Below are 23,164 nucleotides of genomic sequence, written 5' to 3'. Positions count from 1 at the left end.
GAAAGCGCGTCGGAGTATACGGGGTGACACTGCAACACTACGGTCATATTCCAAAGGCAAGGTGACGGCCTGGAAACCCTTTGAATACAGGCCTCTCGCGCGATTGCACGCGCGCGCGGCCGATGCTTTTCAACCATGCCATCCTTTCGTTACGAAGCTACCGACGCGCTTGGAAAAATCGTGCGCGGCACGATCGACGCCGATTCCGAGCGCGGCGCGCGCAACCAGCTGCGGGGCCGCGGCCTGCTGCCGCTGTCGACCGCGCCGGCGGCCCGCGCCGAGGGGCTTGGAGCCACGCTGCGCGCGCGCCTGTCGGACGCCGACCTTGCCTGGATCACGCGCCAGCTCGCCAGCCTGCTGGCGGCCCGGCTGCCGCTGGACGCGGCCTTGAGCGCAACCCTGGAACAGGCCGAGAAAAAACACATCGCCGCCAGCCTGGGCGGCGTGCGCGACGACGTGCGCGCCGGCCACCGCCTGTCCGTGGCGCTGGCCTCGCGGCCGCGCGATTTTCCGGAGATCTACCGCGCGCTGATCGCCGCCGGCGAAGAATCCGGCGACCTGGCGCAAGTGATGGAGAAGCTGGCGGACTACATCGAGGAACGCAATGCCTTGCGCAGCAAGGTCATGACCGCGTTCATCTACCCCGCGGTCGTGGCCTGCGTTTCGGTGATCATCGTGATATTCCTGCTGGGCTATGTGGTGCCGCAGGTGGTGTCCGCGTTCAGCCAGGCCAAGCAGGAACTGCCGCTGCTGACCCGCGTGATGCTATCGCTGTCGGACTATGTGCGCGAATGGGGCGCGGCCACGGGCCTGGCGCTGGCCGCGGCGATCGCGTTGTGGCGCTATGCGCTGCGGGCCCCCGCGGCGCGGCGCGCCTGGCATGCCCGCCTGCTGCGTCTGCCCCTGGCTGGGCGCTTCGTGCTGGGCGTGAACGCGGCGCGCTTCGCTTCCACGCTGGCGATTCTGTCGGGCAGCGGCGTGGCGCTCCTGACCGCGCTGGACGCCGCCCGCCGCACGCTGGGCAACGACGTGCTGCGCCAGGCGGTGGACGACGCCTCGGCGCGCGTGCGTGAAGGCGCCGCGCTGTCGGCGTCCCTGGGCGCGCAGAAGGTCTTTCCGTCCCTGCTGGTGCACCTGATCGCCAGCGGCGAAAAAACCGGCCGCCTGCCCGAGCTGCTGGACCGTGGCGCGCAGAACCTGTCGCGCGATCTGGAACGACGCGCAATGGCCATGACCGCGCTGCTGGAGCCGGCGCTGATCCTGCTGATGGGGGGATTCGTGCTGCTGATCGTGCTGGCGGTGATGATGCCGATCCTGGAGATGAATCAGCTCATACGGTAGGGAATGCCGGACAGCCGGATGGGCTTGGCTCGAAGGAGGGTCTAGGCTTGGTAGTGTCAGACACCCGGGAGGACTGCCTTGTGTTTGGGAGGTGGGTTCGTACGGGTGTCTGACACTGGCGAGGCGGCTCAGGTGTCTGACACTGGCGAGGCAGCTCAGGTCTCTGACACTGGCGAGGCAGCTCAAGTGTCTGACACCCGTACGAGCCGCCCTTCATCCCGCGCGGACGCTACCCGGGTGTCTGACACCCCAAGCAAAAAACTACAACGCCTCTTCGTCGCTTTCGCCGGTGCGGATGCGGATCGCCTGTTCCACCGGGGTGACGAAGATCTTGCCGTCGCCGATCTTGCCGGTGCGGGCGGCCTTGACGATAGCTTCGATGGCGGCTTCGACCTGGCTGTCGGGCAGCACGACCTCGACGCGGATCTTGGGCAGGAAATCCACCACGTATTCGGCGCCGCGGTAGAGCTCGGTATGGCCTTTCTGGCGGCCGAAACCCTTCACTTCGGTAACGGTCAGGCCGCTGACGCCGACTTCGGCCAGCGCTTCGCGGACTTCGTCGAGCTTGAAGGGTTTGATGATGGCGGTGACTTGTTTCACGTTGGTCGTCCTGGTTTTTCGATCTGTTGCGGCGCCCCGCCGCGGCATGGCGGCAAGACGCGATGGATAAGAGAATACTCTACGGCGCTTCGTCCGGAATGCGGTCGGCGTCGCGCATCCACACCACCGATTCCGAGTCGCTGGGCGCGCGCCAATCGCCGCGCGGCGACAGCGAGCCTCCCGAGCCCACCTTCGGGGCGTTGGGCACGCAGGTGCGCTTGAATTGGCTGAGCCGGAAGAAGCGGTCCAGGAAGATCTTCAGGTTGCGCTTGATCGCCGCCAGGCCGTACTGATTGCGGGCCACGTGGCCGCCCTCGGGCCAGGCGCCGGCCTCGCGGTCGCGCCACGCCGCCAGCGCCAGGAAGGCGACCTTGGTCGGCGCGAAGCCATAGCGCAGCGTGTAATACAGGTTGAAGTCCTGCAATTCATAGGGGCCGATGGAATCTTCGCTCTTCTGCACCGGCTTGTCGTCGGCGCCGCCCGGCACCAGTTCGGGGCTGACGTCGGTGCCCAGCACGTCCAGCAGCACCGCCGCCCCGTCGTCGCCCAGGCGGCCGGACTCGGCCACCCAGCGCACCAGGTGCGTGATCAGCGTCTTGGGCACGCTGGCGTTGACGCTGTAGTGCGACATGTGGTCGCCCACGCCGTAGGTGCACCAGCCCAGCGCCAGCTCGCTCAGGTCGCCCGTGCCGATGACGATGGCGTTGCTGAAATTGGCGATGCGGAACAGGTGATTGGTGCGTTCGCCCGCCTGCACGTTCTCGAACGTGATGTCGTAGACGGGCTGGCCGTCCGCATAGGGATGGCCCAGGTCCTTGAGCATCTGCAGGCAGCTGGGCCGGATGTCGATCTCGGACGCCGTGCAGCCCACCACCGCCATCAACCGGCGCGCCTGCTGCAGCGTGCGGGTGCTGGTGGCGAAGCCCGGCATCGTGACCGCCAGGATATTGGAGCGCGGCAGGTCCAGGGCGTCCATGGCCTCGGCGCAGACCAGCAGCGCATGGGTGGAATCCAGCCCGCCTGAAATGCCGATGACCACCTTGGACATGCCGCTGGCGGACAGGCGCTGGACCAGGGCCTGCACCTGGATGTTGTAGACCTCCTTGCAGCGGGCGTCGCGGCGCTGCGGGTCGGCCGGCACATACGGGAAGCGCGCCACCCGCCGCTCCAGCGGCAGTTCGGCGTCGTCCAGCGGCGGCCGCACCGGCACCGGCACCGCGCGGAACTTGCGCACTTCGTCCTGATGGCGCCGCACCGACTGGCCGAAGGTCGTCTGGCGCATGCGCTCGCGCGACAGGCGTTCCAGGTCCACGTCCGAGAAAATCAGGTGGGAATGGCCCAGGAACCGTTCGGATTCACCCAGCAATTCGCCGTTTTCGTAGATCAGCGCCTGGCCGTCCCAGGCCATGTCGGTCGAGGATTCGCCCCGGCCCGCGGAGGTGTACATATAGGCGGACAGGCAGCGCGCCGATTGCTGCGCCACCAGCTGGTGCCGGTATTCCGACTTGCCGACCACAATATTGGACGCCGACAGGTTCACCAGCACCGTGGCGCCGGCCAGCGCCGCGAACGAGGACGGCGGGATGGGCACCCAGACGTCCTCGCAGATCTCGACGTGGAACTGGAACAGCGGCAACTGCTCCATCTGGAAGACCAGTTCGGATCCGAACGGCACGGTCTGGCCCAGCAGGCGGATCTCGGCCGCCGCGGTGCAATCGGCGGCGCTGAACTGGCGCGCCTCGTAGAATTCGCCGTAATTGGGCAGGTAGGTCTTGGGCACGACGCCCAGCACCCGCCCGCCCGCGGCCACGATGGCGCAATTGAACAGCTGGTGGGCCACGCGCAGCGGCGCGCCGACGATGATGGCGATATCCAGTTCCGCCGTCGCCTCCACCACCTGGGCCAGGGCCGCCTCGCAGGCGTCCAGCAGGGCCTTCTGGTGGAAGAGATCGTCGCAGGTGTAGGCGGACAGGCCCAGCTCGGGGAACGCCGCCAGCACCGCGCCTCCCTGGGCGGCCTGCTGGGCCAGAGAGATGGTCTGCGCGGCGTTGAACGCCGGATCCGCGACCCGGCATTCGGGCACCCCGACGGCGACCCGGGCGAAGCCGTGGGAATACAGGTTGAAGAACGGGTTCGACATCAGCTAGGGCCTGTTGACGGCAATGGCCGGATTATCTCACGCGCGCAGGCAGGCCTAGCGCGGCATCTTGGCGTCGGTAAGCCCGCGTTCGCTCGAAGCGGCCAGCGCCGATTGCCAGGCGCCCTCGCGCAGCGAACTCCCCATCGCGCCGATGTCGGCCCCCGACGGCTGCTGGTACAGGCGCAGCCCCAATTCGGGGAGGATGGCGAGCAGATGATCGAAGATGTCGCCCTGAATGCGTTCGTACTCCACCCAGGCGGTCACGGCGGTAAAGCAATAAACCTCGACCGGAATGCCCTCGGAGGTGGGCTCCATCATGCGCACCATCATCGCCATGTCCTGGCGGACTTCCGGATTCTGCTTCAGGTAGGCAAGCGCATAGGCGCGCAGCGTGCCGATATTGGTCAGGCGGCGGCGGTTGGCCGGCACGCTGGCCAGCTCGCCCATAGTCTGGTTGGCCTGGGCGATATCGCTGGTCTTGGCGTGGAGGTAGTCGTGCAGCAGGCGGAAGCGCATGAGCCGCTGCGACTCTTCGTCGGTCAGGAAACGCACGCTGGCGGCGTCCACGCGCATGGTGCGCTTGATCCGCCGGCCGCCCGACTCGAACATGTGCCGGTAGTTGCGGTAGCTTTCCGAAAACAGCTTGTAAGTGGGCACGGTGGTGACGGTGTTATCCCAGTTCTGCACCTTGACCGTATGCAACGCGATGTCCTTCACGAAACCGTCCGCGTTGGACTGCGGCATCTCGATCCAGTCGCCGATGCGGAGCATGTCGTTGCTGGTCAGCTGGGTGCTGGCCACGAGCGACAGCAGCGTGTCCTTGAAGACCAGCAGCAGCACGGCCGACAGCGCGCCTAGGCCGGAAATCATCCAGAGCGGGGAACGGTCGATCAGGATGGAAAGCACCAAAACGGTGCAAACCGCCATCAGGATGAGCTTGCCGATCTGTATATAGCCCTTGATGGACCGGGTCTGCGCCCGCGTCGTGGCCGAATAGGTGTCCTGCCAGGCGCTCAACACGCCCGAGAAGGCCACGAACACGCAGACCCAGGCGCCGGCATGCGCCAGCCGCCCGACGATGGTCACCGCCCGCTCGACGTGCGGCACCAGCTCTATGCCCATCGACACCACGGCAAACGGCACCGCGTACCAGAGGTTCTGGTACGCGCGGCGGCGCTGCAGGGCCTTGTCCCAGTCGCCCCTGCCGCTCAGCACCAGCACACGGTGAGCGAGCAGCAGCACGACCCGGGCCACGACCCACTGGACGAACAGCGCGGCCAGGATCAGCGCGCCGATTCCGATCAGCGTTTGCGCCCAGGCCTCGCGCGGCAGATGGGTATCCAATTGGGTGACCAGCTCTTCCCATTCCAGGGGCATAGACTCTCTTCCTGCTCTAAGGTCTTGAAACCAATCCAGGATTATCCGACAAAGGCCCGGCCTTGAGGTTCGCCGCCAGCAAACCGGCCCCGCCGTCGCCCCGACGCCGCGCGAGGCCCTATAATTCCGCCCATCATGGCAAAGACTCCCTCCCCCGATCAAAACCAGTTCGCCAACAAGGCGCAGGCCTGGTCCGCCCGGTTCTCGGAACCGGTTTCCGAACTCGTCAAGCGCTATACGGCGTCCGTGGATTTCGACAAGCGCCTGGCGCGCTTCGACATCCAGGGTTCGCTCGCGCACGCGGACATGCTGGCCGCCCAAGGCATCATCGGCGCCCAGGACCTGGCCGACATCCAGCGCGGCATGACGCAGATCCTTTCCGAAATCGACGCCGGCAGCTTCCAATGGCTGCTGGACCTCGAAGACGTGCACCTGAACATCGAAAAGCGCCTGGTGGAACTGGTGGGCGACGCGGGCAAGCGCCTGCACACCGGCCGGTCGCGCAATGACCAGGTCGCCACCGACATCCGCCTCTGGCTGCGCGCCGAAATCGACAACCTGCAAGACCTGCTGCGCCAGCTGCGCCACGCGCTGGCCGCCGTCGCGCTGGAGAACGCCGGCACCATCATGCCGGGCTTCACGCACCTGCAGGTGGCCCAGCCCGTCACCTTCGGCCATCACCTGCTGGCCTACGCCGAAATGTTCGGCCGCGACGCCGAGCGCCTGGCCGACTGCCGCCGCCGCGTGAACCGCCTGCCGCTGGGCGCCGCCGCCCTCGCCGGCACCTCGTTCCCGATCGACCGCGAACGCGTCGCCAAGACCCTGGGCTTCGACGGCGTGTGCCGCAATTCGCTGGACGCCGTGTCCGACCGCGACTTCGCCATCGAATTCTGCGCCGCCGGCGCGCTGATCATGACGCACGTGTCGCGCCTGTCCGAAGAGTTGGTGCTCTGGATGAGCCCCCGCGTGGGCTTCATCGACCTGGCCGACCGCTTCTGCACCGGCAGCTCGATCATGCCGCAGAAGAAGAACCCCGACGTGCCCGAACTGGCGCGCGGCAAGACCGGCCGCGTCAACGGCCATCTGGTCGCCCTGCTGACCCTGATGAAGGGCCAGCCGCTGGCCTACAACAAAGACAACCAGGAAGACAAGGAAGGCCTGTTCGACACCGCCGACACGCTGCGCGACACGCTCACCATCTTTGCGGACATGGCCGGCGGCATCAAGGTCAAGGCCGACAACATGCGCGCCGCCGCCCTGCAGGGTTTCGCCACCGCCACCGACCTGGCCGATTACCTGGTCAAGCGCGGCGTGCCGTTCCGCGACGCCCACGAAGTGGTGGCGCACGCCGTGCGCAACTGCGAACAGCGCGGCTGCGACCTCGCCGACCTGTCGCTGGCCGACCTGCAGGCCTACCACGCCAGCATCGCCGAAGACGTCCACGAGGTCCTGACCCTGGAAGGCTCCGTCGCTGCCCGCAAGCACGTGGGCGGCACCGCCCCCGAGCGCGTTGCCGAGGAAGCCAGGCGCGTCCTGGCGGAAACCGCCGAAGGCTGATCCGGCTCCTGGCCGGCTTGCCCAGCAAGGCCCCCTTCATGGGGGCCTTGTCGCATGGAGCTCCCACGGTCCGCGGCGCGCTCAATCGATCCGCAACGACCCGCCCAGCATTTCCAGCACCGCGTCCACCTTGGGCAACAGTTGGCGGCTCAATGGCCAGGCCAGATACAGAGGCAGGCCCTCGGCAGCCAGCCGCGGCAACACCTCGACCAGCCGCCCCTCGCGCAAGGCGTCGGCCGCCAGCCAGGTCGCGAGCTGGGCAATGCCGCAGCCCGCCGCCACGGCTTCCACCTGGGCCTCGGCGCTGTCCAGCACGATGGCGCCCTCGACCGGGAGCAGGCGGACCGGCCCGCCATCCTGCGCCATCCGCCACGCCGGCGGCTCGCCATCCGCGCGCCCGTAAGCCACGGCATCGTGCTGCAGCAGGTCGGACGCCTCCCGGGGTTCGCCCCGGCGGGCCAGGTAATCCGGAGACGCGCAGAAGACCATGCGCTCGGATCCCAGGTAGCGATGCCCCAGCCCCGGCGCCCAGCGGTCCGGCCCGCCGATGCGCACGGCCACGTCGATGCCTTCTTCCGCGAGATCGACGAAACGGTCCGTGAACGAGATATGCGGCCGCAGCCGCGGATGCTGGCGGGCGAAGCGCAACAGCAGCGGCAGCGCCTTCAGGCGGCCGAAGGTGGCCGGCAGATCCACCCGCAGCCGCCCTGAGGGCTCCCGCCGCTGCGCGGCCAGCACCGCCTCGGCATCCTGCAATTCGGCCAGCACGCGCACGCAGGTGCCATAGAAGGCGCGGCCCGCGTCGGTCAGGGCCAGGCGCCGGGTGCTGCGCTCGAACAACCGGGAATTCAGGCGCGCCTCCAGCCTGGCCACACTTTTGCCCACGGCGGACGCGCTGAGGTTGAGCCGCTCGGCCGCGGCGGTGAAGCTGCCCGCATCCGCCGTGCAGACAAAGGCTTCTATGCCCTTGAGGCGTTCGGAAGGAATCATTGGAAGCTCAATAACGGAATTATTTTCCCTAATCAGTGGAATTTATACCCGATATAAGCGTTTCAATCTTCAATATCCTTCAGGACATCTCAGTCCGAGGGTTATTCTTCCATGTTCACGCATTCCCCCGCCGAGCGCCCCGCGGCGCCGGCCGCAGGCGGCTTCGCCATCGGCATTCTTGCCTTCGCCGGCTTCGCCATCGTCTCCACGGAGTTCCTGATCGTGGGCCTGCTGCCCGCGATGGCCCGCGATCTCGCCCTGTCCGTCTCCGCGGCCGGCCAGCTCGTCACGCTGTTCGCCTTCACCGTCATGCTGGCCGGCCCGATCCTGACGGCGGCGCTGTCGCACCTGGAGCGCCGGCGCCTGTTCGCCGCCATCCTGCTGGTTTTCGCCGCCGCCAATGCCCTCGCCGCCCTGGCCTCGGATCTCTGGGTTCTGGCGCTGGCGCGTTTCATCCCGGCCCTGGCTCTGCCCGTTTTCTGGGGCACGGCAAGCGAAACCGCGACCCGGCTGGCAGGCCGGGAGCGCGCGGGCCAGGCGGTTTCGCGCGTCTATCTGGGCATTGCCGCCGCCATGCTTTTCGGCATCCCGCTAGGCACGCTGGCGGCAACCGCCATCGGTTGGCGCGGCAGCTTCTGGGCGCTGTCGGCGCTGTCCCTGCTGCTGGCCGTGCTGACCCGCGCCTGCCTGCCGGCCTTGCCGCAACCCGGCAGACCCCCGCTCAGGGACCAGGCGCGCTTGCTCAAGGATCCGCTGCTGATCGCCAACGTGGCGCTGTCCGTCGCCGTGTTCACCGCGATGTTTACCGCCTACACCTATCTGGCGGACATTCTCGAACGCCTGGCCGGCGTGCCACCGCAGGACGTGGGCTGGTGGCTCATGGGATTCGGCGCGGCGGGATTGGCCGGCAACTGGCTGGGCGGCCTGGCGGTAGACCGCAGGCCGCTGGGCGCGACTCTCCTATTCACCGGTCTCCTCGGACTCGGCGCGCTGGCCAGCACGGCCCTGGCCGGCACGCCCGCATGGCTGCTGCCGGCGCTCGCCGCATGGAGCATCGCCAACACGGCGCTGTATCCGGTCTGCCAGGTGCGCGTCATGAAGGCGGCTCCGCGGGCCCAGGCGCTGGCCGGCACGCTGAACGTGTCGGCGGCCAATGCCGGCATCGGGCTGGGCGCCATGCTTGGCGGCCTGGCGATCCCGCAATGGGGGCTGGCCAGCGTCGGCGGCGCAGCCGCGGCAGTGGCGCTGCTTGCCGTCCTGGCCGTGCCCTGCATCGCCCGGATCCGGCCCGCGGGCGGCTGAACGGCCCCGCCCGCGCCCCGGTCTGGATGGCGACCTGGAAGCCGCGCGCCAGCATGTGCGGCATGCCATGGGCGCGGCGCGGGCGTGTGCTACCCCCGTCTGCATTATCATCCCGGCTTTCTGTGTTCATGGTGCCTGAAGCATGGGTTTGTCGCGTGCGCGGCCTGGGCGTGTTCCGTCCTTTTCCTCCGTCATCCTCCTGGCCGGCGCCGGCCTGCTCGCGGCCCTGCAGCCGCCGGCCCAGGCCCAGACGGCCCGCAAGCCCTCGCCATACGAGAACCAGCAGCAGTTGCGGATAGAAGGCGCGCCCAGCCCGGCTCCCGGCGTTCCCCGCGCCGGGCCGCCGTCGGCCGGCAAGATCGGCAGCCAGGCCGAATTCGCCCGGTTGGCCCGCGTCTACAACCCCGGCACGCCGCTTGAAATTCCCCACGTGCTGTTCGTGATCGACCGGCAACGCGCCAACCGCCTCTACTTCATCGACACGCCCCGCTACGCGCTGCACGAGAATTTCGTGCGCCAGCAGGGCCTGATGCCGGGCATGGACAAGGCCACGCTGATCGCGCAATACAAGGACCCGAAGCGGCGCTTCCTGTTCGGAACCCTCAGTTGGCAGCGCGACCTGCCGGGCTATACCTATGAATTCTGGGAGGGCGACCGGGTCACGCCGGCGCTGCTGGCCCTGACCGACGCCACCCTGCGCCCGGCGTTCTATGACACGCTGCGCTTCAAGACCAATTCCACGCAGCAGGAAGAAACCGCCAGGCAAGCCAGCCTGGAATTCGTGACGCAGGAGGCGCTGCTGCGCGAGCAGACTTTCCTGCCCCTGAACACCGGCCGCGCGCAGGGGCGGCTACGCATCGTGGCCTCCGTCGACGACGCCCCGGACCTGTCTTCCACCGATATCGTGGTGCTGGACGAAGTCCCCGTGGCGCTGCCCCCGGTGGCAGGATTGATCACGCAACGTCCGTCCACCCTGCTGTCGCACGTCAATCTGCTGGCCAAGGGCTGGCGCATCCCCAACGCTTATGTCCGCGACGCGGTGGCGGCCTTGCGCGAACATGACGGCAAATGGGTCGAACTGACGGTGGCAGGCAACGGCTACCAGGTGACGCCCATCGATCCGCCCGCCGTGCCCGAACGGCCGCCCGAGGCGCGCCCCCTCCCCAAGCCGGACCTGCAGATGCGCGCGCTCAAGCCACTGGACACGCTGGCCGCGCGCGACAGTCGCCATTGCGGCGTCAAGGCCGCCAACCTCGGCGCCCTGAAAAAGGCCCTGCCGCCCCTGGCCAGCGTGCCCGACGGCTTCTGCATCCCCTTCGCCCAGTACGCGGCCTTCATGGCGCAGCTGGACATTCCCGGCCGCGTCGCGGCGCTGGAACAGCGCGCCGATTTCGCCGCCGACGCCAAAGTGCGGCGCGCGGAACTGGCCGCGTTGCGCCACGACATCGAGCAGGCCCGGCCCGACGCCGAGCAGGCTCGCGGCTGGCATGAGCTGTGGCAAACGCGCCTGAAAGGGCGTGGGGTTTTCGTGCGCAGTTCGTCCAACTCCGAAGACCTGCCGGGATTCAGCGGTGCGGGCCTGTACACCACCGTGCCCAACGTAACCCAGGCCGACGCGCTGGCCCAGGCAGTGCAGGCCGTCTGGGCCTCGGTCTACAACTTCGAGGCCTATGAGGCGCGCCGCGCCGCGGGCATCGGCCATGACGCCGTGGCGATGGCCGTGCTGGTGCAACTGGCGGCGCCCTCGGACAGCTCGGGCGTCATGATCACGCGCGACCCCTTCGACGCCAGCCGGCGCTTCGTGACCTACATTTCGGCCAAGCGCGGCCTGGGCATCAAGGTGGTGGAAGGCAAGCGCCAGGCGGAACAGGTGATGTATTCGAGCTGGTCCAAGGCAGTCCAGGTGCTGACCCGTTCGGCCGAAGATACCCAGCTGGTTCCGGACGCGGCGGGCGGCGTGCGCGAGGTGCCGGTCAGCGACTCGCGCCAGGTGCTGGACGATGCGCTGGTCGCGCGGCTGGCGGCCGTGGGCCGGCGGGTCAAGCAGGCGCTGGGCGGCAGCGCGGACCAGGATATCGAATGGGCCGCCGTCGGCGACGGCATCCTGATCCTGCAGGCGCGTCCCTACGTCGACGGCAGCCGGTAGCGCCCGCCAGGCCTCATTCGGGGGTGGCGCCCGAGGCCTGCACGACCTGCTTCCACTGCATGAACTCGGCCTCCTGGCGGGCCGCCAGCTCCGCCGGGCCGTCATGCATCATCGTGACGCCCAGCTGGGCGAACTTCTGCTGCAGCGCCGGGTCGGCCATCGCCTTGCGGATCGCCTTGTGCAACATGTCGATCGATGCCGGCGGCGCGCCCTTCGCGCCATAAAAAGCCACCCACAAATCGCCGCGGAAGCCCGGTATCGCCTCATTGATCGCCGGCACGTCGGGCAGCAGCGCGTTGCGCTTTTCGCTGCTGACGCCCAAGGCGCGCAACTTGCCGGCCTTGATGCCCTCCACCGCCGACGGCAGGCTGGCGAACAGCATGGGCACCTGATTGCCCATTACGTCCGCCATGGCGGGCGAGACGCCCCGGTAAGGAATGTGCTGCATGCGCAGGCCGCCAAGCTCGTCCAGCATGACGCCCAGCAGATGATTCAGCGTGCCCGCGCCCGCCGAGGCGTACTGGTATTTTTCCGGGTTCGCCTTGACCAGCTCCATGAACGCCTTCAGGTCCCGGGCCGGAAAGGCCGGGTTCACGCACAGCACGTTGGGCACCTCGCCCACCGCGGCGATCGGCGAAAAATCCTTAAGCGGGTCGAACTTCGCGTCCTTGTATACCCAGGGCACGATCAACTGGTTGCTGTTCGCCGTGAACAGCACGGTATGGCCGTCCTGGGGCTCGCGCAGGAACGCCTGGGTGCCCACCACGCCTCCCGCGCCCGGCTTGTTGATGACGACCACGGGCTGGCCAAGTTCCGGCGCCAGCTTTTCGGCCATGATGCGGGCCACGATGTCCACGGTGCCGCCCGCGGCGGTGGGCACCACAATGTTGACCGGCCGGTCAGGGAAGCCGGAGGCCTGCGCCCCGCCCCCGCATGCGAAGGCCGCCGCGGCGCATAGCGCCAGCGCGCTTCGTTTCAGTCGTTTGAATCCCATGTCACTCCCCTTGCTGTACCAGCAGATGATGTAGTTTCCGGCCCAGGGACAGCAACGCGTGGTCGCTCTCCCAATCGCCGACCAATTGCATGCCCAGAGGCAGTCCCGCTCGATTGAAGGCCGTCGGCAGGTGCAGGCAGGGCCATCCCAGCACCGACCAGATCTTGTTGAAGGAAGCGTCGCCGGTATGATCCAGGCCAAGAGGCGCGGCCCCCGGCGTGCTCGGCGTCAGCAGCGCGTCCGCGCCGCCGTAGAGCGCGCGCCAGCCATGGCGCAGCGAAGCCTGCGCCGCGCGCATCTCCAGATACTCCGCCGCGCCGATGGACAGGCCGTGCGCCACGGCCCGGAGCAAGGGCGCGCTGAGCGCCTCGCCGTGGCGCTCGACGACCGGCGCCAGGCTGCGCGCGAATTCGTAATGCATGATGACATCGTGCGCCTGCAGCAGCAGCGCCGTTTCTCGCTCGGCCTCCACCGGCACGCATTGCACGCCGTGCGCGCGCAGCGCCGCGCACACCCGCGCGATCTCGTTGCGGCTCTCGGAACACAGGTCCGCCCGTGGATTGCCCAACTGCACAGCGATCGTCAATGGCCGGCCTCCCTCGGCCTCCGATACCGGCGCGCCCAGCAGCACGTCCGCGATCGCCTGCGCGTCTTCGACATCGTTCGCGTACCAGCCTATGGCGTCCAGCGATTCACAGGTCAGCTTCATGCCGTCGCGGAAGACGCGTCCAAAGCTGGGCTTGAAACCGACCACGCCGCAGAACGCCGCGGGACGGATCATCGAGCCGCCGGTCTGCGTGCCCAGCGCGGCAGGGACCATGCCCGCCGCCACTGCCGCCGCGGAACCGCTGGAGGATCCGCCCGGCGTGTGGCCCACGGCATGCGGGTTGCGCGTGGGGCCGGGCGTCTTGAACGCGAACTCGGCGGTCACCGTCTTGCCGATGGGAACGGCGCCGGCGGCCCGCAGCATCCCGACAGCGCATGCGTCGAAGGAGGCGGCGTCCGGCGCCAGGGCAGGCACGCCGAAGGCGGTCGGCATGTCCGCCACGTCGATCACGTCCTTGATGCCCAGGGGCACCCCGGCCAGCGCGCCAGCGGCGATTCCCGCCGGATCCATCGCCTCGAGCCGCGCCGCCGGCATGACATGGCTCCATGCCCGGACACGCGCCTCGTCCCGCGCGATGGCGGCCAGGCTTAGGCGCGCGGCGGCCAAGGGCCCGGCTTCGCCGGCGCGGACCCGGCGGGCGATGGCGACGGCGGAAAGATGAGAGGAAGCAAGACGCATGAAGAAATCCCGGGTGCCGGCGAAACGATACGAAGCGGCATCTTAGGAATTCAACTAATCTACGTCCAATTTATAATTTCGCCTTAATTATGTCGAAATCAGAATTAATCTTTCTCGACGGGCGCTTGCTGGTTCTGTTCTGCACCGTGGCCGAAGAGCTGCATTTCGGGCGCGCCGCCGCCAGGCTGTTCATGACGCAACCGCCCCTCACGCAGCAGATCAAGCGGCTGGAAGCCATCGTGGGCGTGCCGCTGTTCGTGCGCACCACCCGTTCCGTGAAGCTCACGCCGGCCGGCGAAGTCATGTACGAGCGCGCGGGCAGGATCACGGCGGACACGCAGCTGATGCTGCGGCAGGCGCGGCGCGCCGCGCGCGGCGAAACGGGCTCGCTGGCGATCGGCATCACTCCCAGCGCCGCCGGCTCGCCCCTCGTGTCGGCGCTGAGCCATTACCGCGACGCGCACCCGGAAGTCCGCCTCGATCTGCGCGAGATGAATTCGGTGGACATGGAGCCCGCCTTGCGCACGCGGGTTGTCGACGTGGCGCTGATGCGCCCGCTTGCGCTGGACGCCGACATCGAGACGGAGGTGGTGCACGAGGAGCCGTTGCGCGTGGCGCTGCGCCATGACCACGCCCTGGCCAAACAACGCGACGTTGCGCTTTCCGAGCTGCTGGCCTACCCGCTGGTGGGTTACCGGCAGGACGTCTCGCCCTATTTCCGCGCCATGATCCAGGGGCTGTTCAAGCGTGCCCAGCTGAAACCGCGCGTGGCGCAGGAAAGTGTCATCCCCACGCTGCTGACGCTCGTCGAGGCCGGGGTGGGACCCGCCATCGTGCCGCTGTCCTTGGGACGGATCCGCACGGACTCGCTGCGCTTCCTGCCGCTGCGCGGCCTTCCGGGGGAAAAGGCGCAAGTCATATTGGCCGCGCTGCGCGACCAGGGCAACCCCGCCGTCGAGGGATTCAAAGCGGCATTGGCGCAACGCGGCGCCCGCCGTTAGGAACTGGCAGGGCTCCGGCCGGCCCGCGGCGCGGGGCGGCCGGAGGGAGCATCGTTGCCGGACGATGCCCCTCGCACGCGCTAGATGTGCAGCGCGTGCCCCAGGGCTTTGAGCGCGGCCTCCTGGACGGCTTCGCCCAGCGTCGGATGCGCGTGTATGGTGCCCGCCACGTCTTCCAGCGTGGCGCCCATTTCCAGCGATTGCGAGAACGCCGCGGCCAGCTCGGAGACGCCGCGGCCCACGGCCTGCCACCCCACCACCAAGTGGTTGTCGCGCCGCGCCACCACGCGGACGAAGCCGTCGGTGGATTCCAGCGTCATCGCCCGGCCGTTTGCCGCAAAGGGGAACGACGCGGACAGGCAATCCAGCCCCGCCTGCTCCGCATCCGCGGGCGACAGCCCCGACACCACGACCTCCGGATCGGTGAAGCACACAGCGGGAATGGAAGCCGGCGTGAAATGGCGGCGCTTGCCCGCCACCAGTTCCGCGACCATCTCGCCCTGCGCCATCGCCCGGTGCGCCAGCATCGGCTCGCCGGCGATATCGCCGATGGCCCACACGTCGCGCATCGAGGTGCGGCATTGGTCGTCGATGCGCAGGGCGTTGCCCTTGCGGTCCAGCTGCAGGGTTTCCAACCCCCAGCCCTGGGTGCGCGGGCGACGCCCCACCGCGATCAGCACGCGGTCGGCGCCCAGCTGGGTTTCGGCGCCGGCGGCGTCCTGTATGCGCACCGCATTGCCCTTGCCGTTCAGCCCCAGCACCTTGCGGCCCAGGTGCAGTTCGACGCCCATCTTCGCCAACGCGGCGGCCACGGGCTTGGTGAGTTCGGCATCGTAGGTCGGCAGGATGCGGTCCTGGGCCTCGACCACGGCCACTTCCGCGCCGAGCTTGCGGTACACCGTGCCCAGTTCCAGGCCGATGTAGCCGCCCCCGACGACCACGAGCTTCTTGGGAATGTCGGCGGGAGACAGCGCCTCGGTGGAAGACACCACCATGCCGCCGAAGGGCACGGACGGCAGCGGGGTCGGCTCGGATCCCGCCGCCAGCAACAGGTGTTCGCACTGGATGCGGACCACGCCGGCGGCCGTTTCGACCTCGGCGGTCTTGCCGTCCAGCAGCCGGGCCCAGCCCTGCACCACTTCCACGCCGTTCTTCTTCAGGAGCGCGGCGACGCCGCCGGTCAGCTTGCCGACGATGCCATCCTTCCACGCGACGGTCCGCGCCACGTCGATCGACGGCGCTGACACCGAAATGCCCAGCGCCGAGCCCTCCGCGTAATGACGCGCCTTCTCGTACTCCTCTGCCGCGTGTATCAGGGCCTTGGAGGGAATGCAGCCGATGTTCAGGCAGGTGCCGCCCAGGCGCTCGCCTTCCACGAGGATGGTGGGCACGCCCAGTTGGCCCGCGCGGATCGCGGCCACGTAGCCGCCAGGTCCGCCGCCGATCACCAGCAGGGTTGTCGTCTTTGTTGTCTGGCTCATGCTTACTCCACGAAAAGCAGCGCGGGTTGTTCCAGCAGCGCGCGCACGGCCTGGATGAAACGCGCGGCGTCCATGCCGTCGACCACGCGGTGGTCGAAGGACGACGACAGGTTCATCAGCTTGCGCGCCACCACTGCGCCATTGCGGATGGCGGGCCGCTCGACGATGCGGTTCACGCCCACGATGCCGACCTCGGGATGGTTGATGACCGGCGTGGTGACGATGCCGCCCAGCGGCCCCAGACTGGTGATGGTGATGGTCGAGCCGGACAGTTCGTCGCGTCCGGCGCTGCCGGTGCGCACGGCCTGCGCCAGCCGCCCGATCTCGGCCGCCATGGACCAGAGATCGCGCGCCTCGGCGTGGCGCATGACCGGCACCATCAGGCCGCCGTCGCTTTGCGTGGCGATGCCAATGTGCACGGCGCCGTAGCGCGTCACCACGCCCGCCTCGTCGTCATAGCGCGCATTGATCTGCGGGAAATCGCGCAGCGCCACCACCATGGCGCGCGCCAGCAGCGGCAGCAGGGTCAGCTTGCCCCGCGACTCGCCCCATTTCAGGTTCAGCTGGGTGCGCAGGTCCTCGAGTTCCGTCACGTCGATTTCCTCGACGTAGCTGAAGTGCGGGATGCGGCGCTTGGACTCCGCCATCTTCTGCGCGATCTTCCGGCGCAGCCCGATCACCGGCACGTTCTCTTCATCGTTGCGTTCGGCGTATGCGGCGCCGCCGCGCGCCTGGCCCGACGCGCCCTGGCCCTGCAGATAGGCGTCCAGGTCCTCGTGCAGGATGCGGCCGGCGGGGCCGCTGCCATGCACGTAGCGCAGCTCGATGCCCAGGTCCCAGGCGCGCTTGCGCACGGCGGGAGACGCCAGCGGCTTCTCGCCGGGCTGGCGGGCGACGGCCGCGGATGACTGGCGGGCGGGGTGCTTGGGGGTGTCAGACACCCGGGTTGCGGATGTTTGCGGTGCTTTCGCTGGCTGGGTGTCGGACACCTGGGGCGCCTGAGCAGCCTGAGGCAACTGAGGGGGCTGAGGGGCCGGCGCCTGGGCCGCCTTGGCCGGCGGCGCTTCCGCGCCGGGCTTGAGGTTGCCCTCGCCTTCCACTTCCAGGCGGATCAATTCGCCGCCCACCGCCATCACTTCGCCCACCTCGCCGCCCAGCGCCACCACGCGGCCGACCACCGGCGAAGGAATCTCCACCGTGGCCTTGTCGGTCATCACGTCGGCCAGCGGCTGGTCTTCGGCGACGGTATCGCCCACCTTGACGTGCCAGCCCACCAGTTCGACTTCCGCGATGCCTTCGCCGATGTCGGGCATCTTGATGATATGAATACCCATCGCTCAACCCTCCATCGCGCGCTTGAACGCTTCGCCGACCCGGCGCGGGCCGGGGAAGTACGCCCATTCCTGGGCGTGCGGATACGGCGTGTCCCAGCCGGTCACCCGCTCGACGGGCGCTTCCAGGTGATGGAAGCAATGTTCCTGCACCAGCGCGATCAGTTCGGCGCCGAAGCCGCAGGTGCGGGTAGCCTCGTGCACCACCACGCAGCGGCCGGTCTTCTTCACTGAATTGACGATGGCATCCAGGTCCAGCGGCCACAGGCTGCGCAGGTCGATGACCTCGGCGTCGATGCCGGTTTCCTCGGCCGCCGTCAGCGACACGTGGACCGTGGTGCCGTAGGTCAGCACCGTCAGTTCGCTGCCCGGCCGCACAACGGCGGCGGAATCCAGCGGCACGGTGTAGTAGCCGGTGGGCACCACGCTGCCCGGGCGCCCCGTCCAGGGCGTGACCGGGCGGTCATGGTGGCCGTCGAACGGGCCGTTGTAGAGCCGCTTGGGTTCCAGGAAGATCACCGGATCGTCGTTTTCGATGGCGGCGATCAGCAGGCCCTTGGCGTCGTAGGGGTTGGACGGCATCACCGTCCGCAGCCCGCAGACCTGCGTGAACATGGCTTCCGGACTCTGGCTGTGCGTCTGCCCGCCATAGATGCCGCCGCCGCAGGGCATGCGTATCGTCATGGGCGCAACGAACTCGTTGACCGAGCGGTAGCGCAGGCGCGCGGCCTCGGACACGATCTGGTCCGACGCCGGATAGAAATAGTCGGCGAACTGGATCTCGCAGACGGGGCGCAGGCCGTAGGCCCCCATGCCCACCGCCACGCCGACGATGCCGCCTTCGGAAATCGGCGTATCGAACACGCGCGAGCTGCCGTACTTGGCCTGCAGCCCTTCGGTGCAGCGGAACACGCCGCCGAAATAGCCCACGTCCTGGCCGAACACCACCACGTTGTTGTCGCGCTCCAGCATCACATCCATGGCCGAGCGCAAAGCCTGGATCATGGTCATCGACGCGGACGCCGGACCGATGTTGTTATCGATTGCCATGATCAGACTCCGAGCTGCTGGCGCTGCCGGCGCAGGTGCTCCGGCATGTCCTTGTACACGTCTTCGAAAATGCTGGCGGCGCTGGGGACGTGGCCGTCGACCAGCGTGCCGAAGCTTTCCGCTTCCTTCTGCGCGGCCAGGATTTCGGCGTCGAGCTCGACGCGCACCGCGTCGTGCTCGGCGTCCGACCAGACGCCGCGCTGGATCAGGTGCTTCTTGAAGCGCTCGATCGGGTCGCCCAGCGGGAAGTGGCTCCAGTCATCGCCGGGCCGGTACTTGGAAGGATCGTCGGAGGTGGAGTGCGGACCCGCCCGGTAGGTCACCCACTCGATCAGGGTCGGGCCGAGGTTGCGGCGGGCGCGTTCGGCGGCCCAGCGCGAGGCAGAGTACACGGCCAGGAAATCGTTGCCGTCCACGCGCAGCGACGCAATGCCGCAGCCCACGCCGCGGCCCGCGAAGGTGGCGCCTTCGCCGCCCGCGATCGCCTGGAAGGTGGAGATGGCCCACTGGTTGTTGACCACGTTCAGGATCACCGGCGCGCGGTACACGTGGGCGAAGGTCAGCGCCGTATGGAAATCGGCTTCGGCGGTGGCGCCGTCGCCGATCCAGCCGGACGCGATGCGCGTGTCGCCCTTGATGGCCGACGCCATGCCCCAGCCCACCGCCTGGATGAACTGCGTGGCGAGGTTGCCGGAAATGCTGAAGAAGCCACGCTCCCGGTCGGAGTACATCACCGGCAGCTGGCGGCCCTTGAGCGGATCGCGCTCGTTGGACATCAGCTGGCACATCATCGTGACCAGAGACACGTCCCGCGCCAGCAGGATGCTCTGCTGCCGGTAGGTCGGGAAGCACATGTCGCCCTGCTCCAGCGCCAGCGCATGGGCCGACCCGATGGCCTCCTCGCCCAGGCTCTGCATGTAGAACGAGATCTTCTTCTTGCGCTGCGCAGTCAGCATGCGCCCGTCGAAGATGCGCGTTTTGAGCATGGTCCGCATGCCGGCGCGCAGCAGATCGTCGCTGATCTCGGGCGCCCAGGGGCCGACGGCGCGGCCATCATTGTCGATCACCCGGACCAGGCTGTAGGCCAGGGCGCCGGTATCGACCGCGGCAACATCAATGGGGGGTTTGGGCACGTCGCCGGCCGGCGACAGGTGCAGGTAGGAAAAATCGGTCTTGCAACCCGGACGCCCAGTGGGTTCCGGGACGTGCAACTTCAGCGGCCCGTATTGGCTCATGTATTGTCTCCACGCTTGATCGTGTCATGCGTTTATTCTTGCCAAGGACGCGGCGCAAGGAGGTAGCCTCGGGCCGCATCATCGCCGGCTCGGCTACGGAATGATGATCGCAGCCAGCCGGTTAAAGACAATAGCACAGCCTCCGCCGCCATTGGACGACCCGCATGAAGACTGGCGCTGCCGGGGATTTATGGCTTGCGCGCCAATGGCGGCGCTCATGCGGCGGCGGCCGTCCTCAGCGCATCGCGCGCGATGATGACCTTCTGGATTTCGCTGGCGCCCTCGTAGATGCGCAACGCCCGGATCTCCCGGTACAGGCTTTCCAGGGTTTCCCCAACCTTCACGCCGCGCGCCCCGAACAGCTGCAGGGCCATGTCCACCACGGATTGCGCATTCTCGGTTGCCGCCAGCTTGGCCATGGCGGCTTCCCGCGTGGTGGACAGCCCGAGCGCATCGCGCCGCCATGCCGCGCGATACGTCAGCAGGGCCGCCGCGTCGATGGCGACGGCCATGTCGCCCAGCTTGGCCTGCGTCAGCTGCAAATCGCCCAGGGTGCCGCCGAACAGGCGCCGGTCGCGCACATGGGCCAGGGCTTCGTCGAACGCCCTGCGCGCGAATCCCAGCGCGGCGCCCGCCACCGACACGCGGAAGATGTCCAGCGTGCGCATGGCCAGCTTGAAGCCTTCGCCCGGCGCTCCCAGCAGGCGATCGGCCGGAATCCGCATATTGTCGAAACGCAGCGTGGCCAGGGGATGCGGCGCCATGACGTCGATCCGTTCGCTGATGGAAAACCCGGGATCGCCGGGATACACCACGAAAGCCGAAATCCCGCGCGTGCCGGGCGCCTCCTCGCTGCGGGCGAACACGGTGTAGACGTCGGCGATGCCGCCGTTCGAGATCCAGGTTTTCTCTCCATCGATAACGTAGTGGCCGCCTTCCAGGCGGGCGCGGCAGGCCATGCCCGCTGCGTCCGAGCCCGCGCCCTTTTCCGACAACGCAAAGGCCGGAATGCACTCGCCGCTGACGACCTTGGGCAGGATCTCGGCCTTCAGGGCCTCCGAACCCGCCAGGCTGATGGCGCCGCTGCCCAGCCCCTGCATCGCAAAGGCGAAATCCGCCAGCCCGTGCCGGTAGGCCAGCGCTTCGCGCGCCAGCGCCAGCCGGCGCGACTCGATGGCGGGCGCGTCGCCGCCGTAGGCCTGAGGCACGCTGGCGCGCAGCAGCCCGGCGGCTCCCATCGCACGCACCAGTTCGCGGCAGCTGGCGTCCACATTGGCGGCGGTCGCCGGCGGATCGTCGCGGCCGTCGGCGAAGGCCTCCACCTGCCGCAGATAGTCTTTGTGGGCGGGTTCGAAGAACGGAAGATCCATCGATTCGCGCTGATGCAGGGGAAGGAAAGCTGTACTCATGAACGTCCTCGGTATCGTCGTCGTGGAACTCGCAGTCTAACGACATACGCATGGGTATGGATCACTGCATACCCAAGGGTTTTCCTTATGAATCAATTATTTTTTTCTGTTGAAATATGAATTCCCGGCCCCTAACATACGCTCAAGTATGGATCTGGATACCCACAAGGATCACGTTCGATGACACTCTCTTGGCCCCCTGCTCCAGGCGTGTCCGCCCGCTGGCTGGCCCGCGCGCGCCGGCTGGCCGCCCTGCCCGAAGACGCTGCGGTAAGCCCATCGGTATCGCAGTCCGGCCTGGCCGCGCTTTGCGGCGCGCAACCGCCATCGCCGCCCGCCACTCTCCTGGCCGTTATTGAAATCCTGTCCGCCCGGCGGCCCGCGCTGTCGGTCTCGCTGGCCGCCGCATGGTGCGCCGCGGCCGCGGCTGGCGAGCTTGCGGCCGCCCGCTCGAAGCGCGAGCCGGCCGGGGCATGGGCCAGCCCGGCCCAGGCGCTGGATCCCGCCACCGGCCGGCCGTCCTTCCTGGCCCGCCCGGAAGGACGCTCCTGGCGCGTCCAAGGCGGCGGCCGCTGGATCGGCGCCGATCCCGGCGCGCCGCTGCTGGTATTCGCCCACCATGCCGATGCCGGCGCGGTCTCCGCCTTTCTGCTGCCGGTGGACGCGCCCGGCATCGAACCCGGCCGCGCCGGCCCGATCGGCGGCATGGCCCGGGTGGATGCCCACGTGGGCCCTGATTGCCTGCTGGGCCCGGCCGGGCAGGCCCGCGACGCCATGCTGCGCACCGACGCGCTGCGCCGGCTTGCCGCGGCCGCGCAAGCCAACGGCGTCACGCTCGCTGCCTACGCCGAGGCCGCGAATGCGCTGCAGCCCGACGAGGCTGCGCCCGCCCGCGGCGCGCTGGAACTGGCAGCCTGCGCCAGCGCGTTCGCGGCGGCGCGCGCGCTGCTGCACGAAGCCGCCGCAGCGGCCCATGCCAGCCAGGACATCCGCCTGCTCAGCGCCATGGCGCTGCTGTCGGCGGGGGAATCCGCCGAACGCATGCTGGCCGCGGCCATGAAGCTTGCCGGGTCCTCGCCCTTGGCCGACCCGGCAGCCTTGCAGGCCCTGCTGCGCGCGCGCCACGTCCACCAAGCGGCCGCCTGCGCGCAGGAAGCCCAGACCGTCCTGCTCGCGGGCGCCATCCAGCCTCCCCAAGCCTCCCTCTCCGGAACTTCAGCCGCCATGTCCAACACCCCGATACCCCGCGCCGGCGACCTGCCCGACCGCGTCGCGGAAATCCTCGACGCCGCCGCCGACGCCTTCACCCAGCAGACCTACGACGCCACGACCCTGGACCAGATCGGCGATGCGCTGGGCGTCACCAAGGGCAGCATCTATCACCATTACCGCAGCAAGGCGCATCTGTTCACCGCGGTGTACCAGCGCGCCCTGGAAATGAACATCGCCACGGTGGAACCCATCGCGCGGCAGCCCGGCGTCCGCGCGGTAGACCGCCTGTACCGGATGGCCTACGCGCATGCGATGCAGGTCATGAAGCACCTGTCCTACCAGCGCGTGGCGGTCCAGGGACTGGAGTCGCATCTCATGGGCCGCATCAACGAAGAGCAGCGCGCTCGCCTGGATGCTGTGATCAGCCTGCGCGACCACTACGAAGAGCTGTTCGTGAACGTGCTGACGCAGGCCATCGATGCAGGCGAACTGCCCCGCCAGAATCCCCGGCTGGCCGCCAAGCCGCTGTTCGGCGCCATCAACTGGACCACCATGTGGTACCAGCCCCGCCCGGGCGAAACCCCGGCGGACCGCGAGCGGCTGGCCACGCATCTGGCCACCTTCGTGCTCTCCGGCCTGACCCAGGCCTACCAGCCCGCCGCCGATATGCAGACCGGCGCGCCGGCCGACGCCGCCCACCGGCAATGACAAGG

17 protein-coding genes and 1 pseudogene are annotated in these 23,164 nt (G+C 68.5%); 6 read left to right on the top strand and 12 right to left on the bottom strand.

The genetic code is table 11. The annotated features are described in order from the left end of the window. The first annotated feature begins 135 nt into the window (after positions 1 to 135). Positions 136 to 1,341 carry a type II secretion system inner membrane protein GspF gene (gene gspF, locus JL37_RS17300; RefSeq protein WP_043545648.1) on the top strand — a complete coding sequence of 402 codons (1,206 nt, stop codon included), beginning with the start codon at positions 136 to 138 and terminating at the stop codon, positions 1,339 to 1,341. A gap of 261 nt (positions 1,342 to 1,602) precedes the next feature. Here the strand turns inward: gspF and JL37_RS17295 are convergent, their stop codons facing one another. From JL37_RS17295 to JL37_RS17285, 3 genes are all read right to left on the bottom strand, one after another. Beyond that, complete coding sequence (locus JL37_RS17295) at positions 1,603 to 1,941, bottom strand: P-II family nitrogen regulator (RefSeq protein WP_043545647.1); 339 nt, start codon at positions 1,939 to 1,941, stop codon at positions 1,603 to 1,605. A gap of 79 nt (positions 1,942 to 2,020) precedes the next feature. Further along, the gene (locus tag JL37_RS17290; protein WP_043545645.1) at positions 2,021 to 4,081 is read right to left on the bottom strand and encodes an NAD(+) synthase; all 2,061 of its coding nucleotides are present in this window, start codon (positions 4,079 to 4,081) and stop codon (positions 2,021 to 2,023) included. 54 nt (positions 4,082 to 4,135) lie between these two features. Next, positions 4,136 to 5,458, bottom strand: a complete 1,323-nt coding sequence (locus JL37_RS17285; RefSeq protein ID WP_156124329.1) for a mechanosensitive ion channel family protein — start codon at positions 5,456 to 5,458, stop codon at positions 4,136 to 4,138. A 135-nt stretch (positions 5,459 to 5,593) separates the two neighbouring features. On the opposite strand from JL37_RS17285, the gene argH reads away from it, so the two are divergent. Further along, a complete protein-coding gene (gene argH, locus JL37_RS17280) occupies positions 5,594 to 7,015 on the top strand; it encodes an argininosuccinate lyase (RefSeq protein WP_043545644.1) in 1,422 nt (473 codons plus the stop codon). 81 nt (positions 7,016 to 7,096) lie between these two features. On the opposite strand, the gene JL37_RS17275 is transcribed toward argH, so the two are convergent. Beyond that, positions 7,097 to 8,005, bottom strand: a complete 909-nt coding sequence (locus JL37_RS17275) for a LysR family transcriptional regulator (protein ID WP_043545643.1) — start codon at positions 8,003 to 8,005, stop codon at positions 7,097 to 7,099. A gap of 111 nt (positions 8,006 to 8,116) precedes the next feature. Here JL37_RS17275 and JL37_RS17270 point away from each other — a divergent pair, with 111 nt between their 5' ends. Further along, complete coding sequence (locus tag JL37_RS17270; protein ID WP_043545642.1) at positions 8,117 to 9,307, top strand: MFS transporter; 1,191 nt, start codon at positions 8,117 to 8,119, stop codon at positions 9,305 to 9,307. Here JL37_RS17270 and JL37_RS30895 read toward each other — a convergent pair. Next, positions 9,306 to 9,383, bottom strand: a pseudogene (locus JL37_RS30895) (dehydratase); the annotation flags it as partial. The gene JL37_RS17270 and the pseudogene JL37_RS30895 overlap by 2 nt on opposite strands. 66 nt (positions 9,384 to 9,449) lie before the next feature. On the opposite strand from JL37_RS30895, the gene JL37_RS17265 reads away from it, so the two are divergent. After that, positions 9,450 to 11,453: a PEP/pyruvate-binding domain-containing protein gene (locus tag JL37_RS17265; protein ID WP_043545640.1), complete on the top strand. Its 2,004-nt coding sequence runs from the start codon at positions 9,450 to 9,452 to the stop codon at positions 11,451 to 11,453. Between the two features lie 13 nt (positions 11,454 to 11,466). On the opposite strand, the gene JL37_RS17260 is transcribed toward JL37_RS17265, so the two are convergent. Together JL37_RS17260 and JL37_RS17255 are read right to left on the bottom strand one after the other, a co-directional pair. Beyond that, positions 11,467 to 12,447 carry a tripartite tricarboxylate transporter substrate binding protein gene (locus JL37_RS17260; RefSeq protein ID WP_043545639.1) on the bottom strand — a complete coding sequence of 327 codons (981 nt, stop codon included), beginning with the start codon at positions 12,445 to 12,447 and terminating at the stop codon, positions 11,467 to 11,469. Between the two features lies 1 nt (position 12,448). Then, positions 12,449 to 13,732 (bottom strand): amidase, encoded by a 1,284-nt coding sequence (locus tag JL37_RS17255; RefSeq protein ID WP_043545637.1) that lies wholly within the window; start codon positions 13,730 to 13,732, stop codon positions 12,449 to 12,451. A gap of 125 nt (positions 13,733 to 13,857) precedes the next feature. Between JL37_RS17255 and JL37_RS17250 the strand changes: the two genes are divergently transcribed. Beyond that, the gene (locus tag JL37_RS17250; protein ID WP_231570369.1) at positions 13,858 to 14,733 is read left to right on the top strand and encodes a LysR substrate-binding domain-containing protein; all 876 of its coding nucleotides are present in this window, start codon (positions 13,858 to 13,860) and stop codon (positions 14,731 to 14,733) included. 80 nt (positions 14,734 to 14,813) lie between these two features. Here the strand turns inward: JL37_RS17250 and lpdA are convergent, their stop codons facing one another. The 5 genes from lpdA to JL37_RS17225 all read right to left on the bottom strand — a co-directional run bounded on the left by lpdA (position 14,814) and on the right by JL37_RS17225 (position 21,239). Continuing rightward, complete coding sequence (gene lpdA, locus JL37_RS17245; protein WP_043545635.1) at positions 14,814 to 16,214, bottom strand: dihydrolipoyl dehydrogenase; 1,401 nt, start codon at positions 16,212 to 16,214, stop codon at positions 14,814 to 14,816. Positions 16,215 to 16,216: 2 nt separating this feature from the next. Continuing rightward, positions 16,217 to 17,548, bottom strand: a complete 1,332-nt coding sequence (locus JL37_RS17240; RefSeq protein ID WP_043545634.1) for a dihydrolipoamide acetyltransferase family protein — start codon at positions 17,546 to 17,548, stop codon at positions 16,217 to 16,219. Positions 17,549 to 17,551: 3 nt separating this feature from the next. Continuing rightward, a complete protein-coding gene (locus tag JL37_RS17235) occupies positions 17,552 to 18,595 on the bottom strand; it encodes an alpha-ketoacid dehydrogenase subunit beta (RefSeq protein ID WP_043545633.1) in 1,044 nt (347 codons plus the stop codon). A gap of 2 nt (positions 18,596 to 18,597) precedes the next feature. Beyond that, positions 18,598 to 19,830 (bottom strand): 3-methyl-2-oxobutanoate dehydrogenase (2-methylpropanoyl-transferring) subunit alpha, encoded by a 1,233-nt coding sequence (locus JL37_RS17230; RefSeq protein WP_043545631.1) that lies wholly within the window; start codon positions 19,828 to 19,830, stop codon positions 18,598 to 18,600. A gap of 215 nt (positions 19,831 to 20,045) precedes the next feature. Beyond that, the gene (locus tag JL37_RS17225) at positions 20,046 to 21,239 is read right to left on the bottom strand and encodes an acyl-CoA dehydrogenase family protein (protein WP_043545629.1); all 1,194 of its coding nucleotides are present in this window, start codon (positions 21,237 to 21,239) and stop codon (positions 20,046 to 20,048) included. A 180-nt stretch (positions 21,240 to 21,419) separates the two neighbouring features. Here JL37_RS17225 and JL37_RS29765 point away from each other — a divergent pair, with 180 nt between their 5' ends. Then, positions 21,420 to 23,159, top strand: a complete 1,740-nt coding sequence (locus JL37_RS29765) for a TetR family transcriptional regulator (RefSeq protein WP_156124328.1) — start codon at positions 21,420 to 21,422, stop codon at positions 23,157 to 23,159. The last annotated feature ends 5 nt before the right edge of the window (positions 23,160 to 23,164 follow it).

Origin of the sequence: Achromobacter sp. RTa, assembly GCF_000757485.1 — a bacterium.
Taxonomy (GTDB): Bacteria; Pseudomonadota; Gammaproteobacteria; order Burkholderiales; family Burkholderiaceae_B; genus Achromobacter.
The sequence above is the reverse complement of the archived record's forward strand: the minus strand, read 5'-3'. Positions and strand labels throughout refer to the sequence as shown.

Bases quoted from the DNA above. Each gene is read 5' to 3' on its own strand.
- JL37_RS17230 (WP_043545631.1), bottom strand. From the start codon at position 19,830: ATGAGCCAATACGGGCCGCTGAAGTTGCACGTCCCGGAACCCACTGGG.
- JL37_RS29765 (WP_156124328.1), top strand. From the start codon at position 21,420: ATGACACTCTCTTGGCCCCCTGCTCCAGGCGTGTCCGCCCGCTGGCTG.
- JL37_RS17225 (WP_043545629.1), bottom strand. From the start codon at position 21,239: ATGAGTACAGCTTTCCTTCCCCTGCATCAGCGCGAATCGATGGATCTT.
- JL37_RS17270 (WP_043545642.1), top strand. From the start codon at position 8,117: ATGTTCACGCATTCCCCCGCCGAGCGCCCCGCGGCGCCGGCCGCAGGC.
- JL37_RS17235 (WP_043545633.1), bottom strand. From the start codon at position 18,595: ATGGCAATCGATAACAACATCGGTCCGGCGTCCGCGTCGATGACCATG.
- JL37_RS17265 (WP_043545640.1), top strand. From the start codon at position 9,450: ATGGGTTTGTCGCGTGCGCGGCCTGGGCGTGTTCCGTCCTTTTCCTCC.
- JL37_RS17260 (WP_043545639.1), bottom strand. From the start codon at position 12,447: ATGGGATTCAAACGACTGAAACGAAGCGCGCTGGCGCTATGCGCCGCG.
- JL37_RS17290 (WP_043545645.1), bottom strand. From the start codon at position 4,081: ATGTCGAACCCGTTCTTCAACCTGTATTCCCACGGCTTCGCCCGGGTC.
- JL37_RS17240 (WP_043545634.1), bottom strand. From the start codon at position 17,548: ATGGGTATTCATATCATCAAGATGCCCGACATCGGCGAAGGCATCGCG.
- gspF (WP_043545648.1), top strand. From the start codon at position 136: ATGCCATCCTTTCGTTACGAAGCTACCGACGCGCTTGGAAAAATCGTG.
- JL37_RS17255 (WP_043545637.1), bottom strand. From the start codon at position 13,732: ATGCGTCTTGCTTCCTCTCATCTTTCCGCCGTCGCCATCGCCCGCCGG.
- JL37_RS17275 (WP_043545643.1), bottom strand. From the start codon at position 8,005: ATGATTCCTTCCGAACGCCTCAAGGGCATAGAAGCCTTTGTCTGCACG.
- argH (WP_043545644.1), top strand. From the start codon at position 5,594: ATGGCAAAGACTCCCTCCCCCGATCAAAACCAGTTCGCCAACAAGGCG.
- lpdA (WP_043545635.1), bottom strand. From the start codon at position 16,214: ATGAGCCAGACAACAAAGACGACAACCCTGCTGGTGATCGGCGGCGGA.
- JL37_RS17285 (WP_156124329.1), bottom strand. From the start codon at position 5,458: ATGCCCCTGGAATGGGAAGAGCTGGTCACCCAATTGGATACCCATCTG.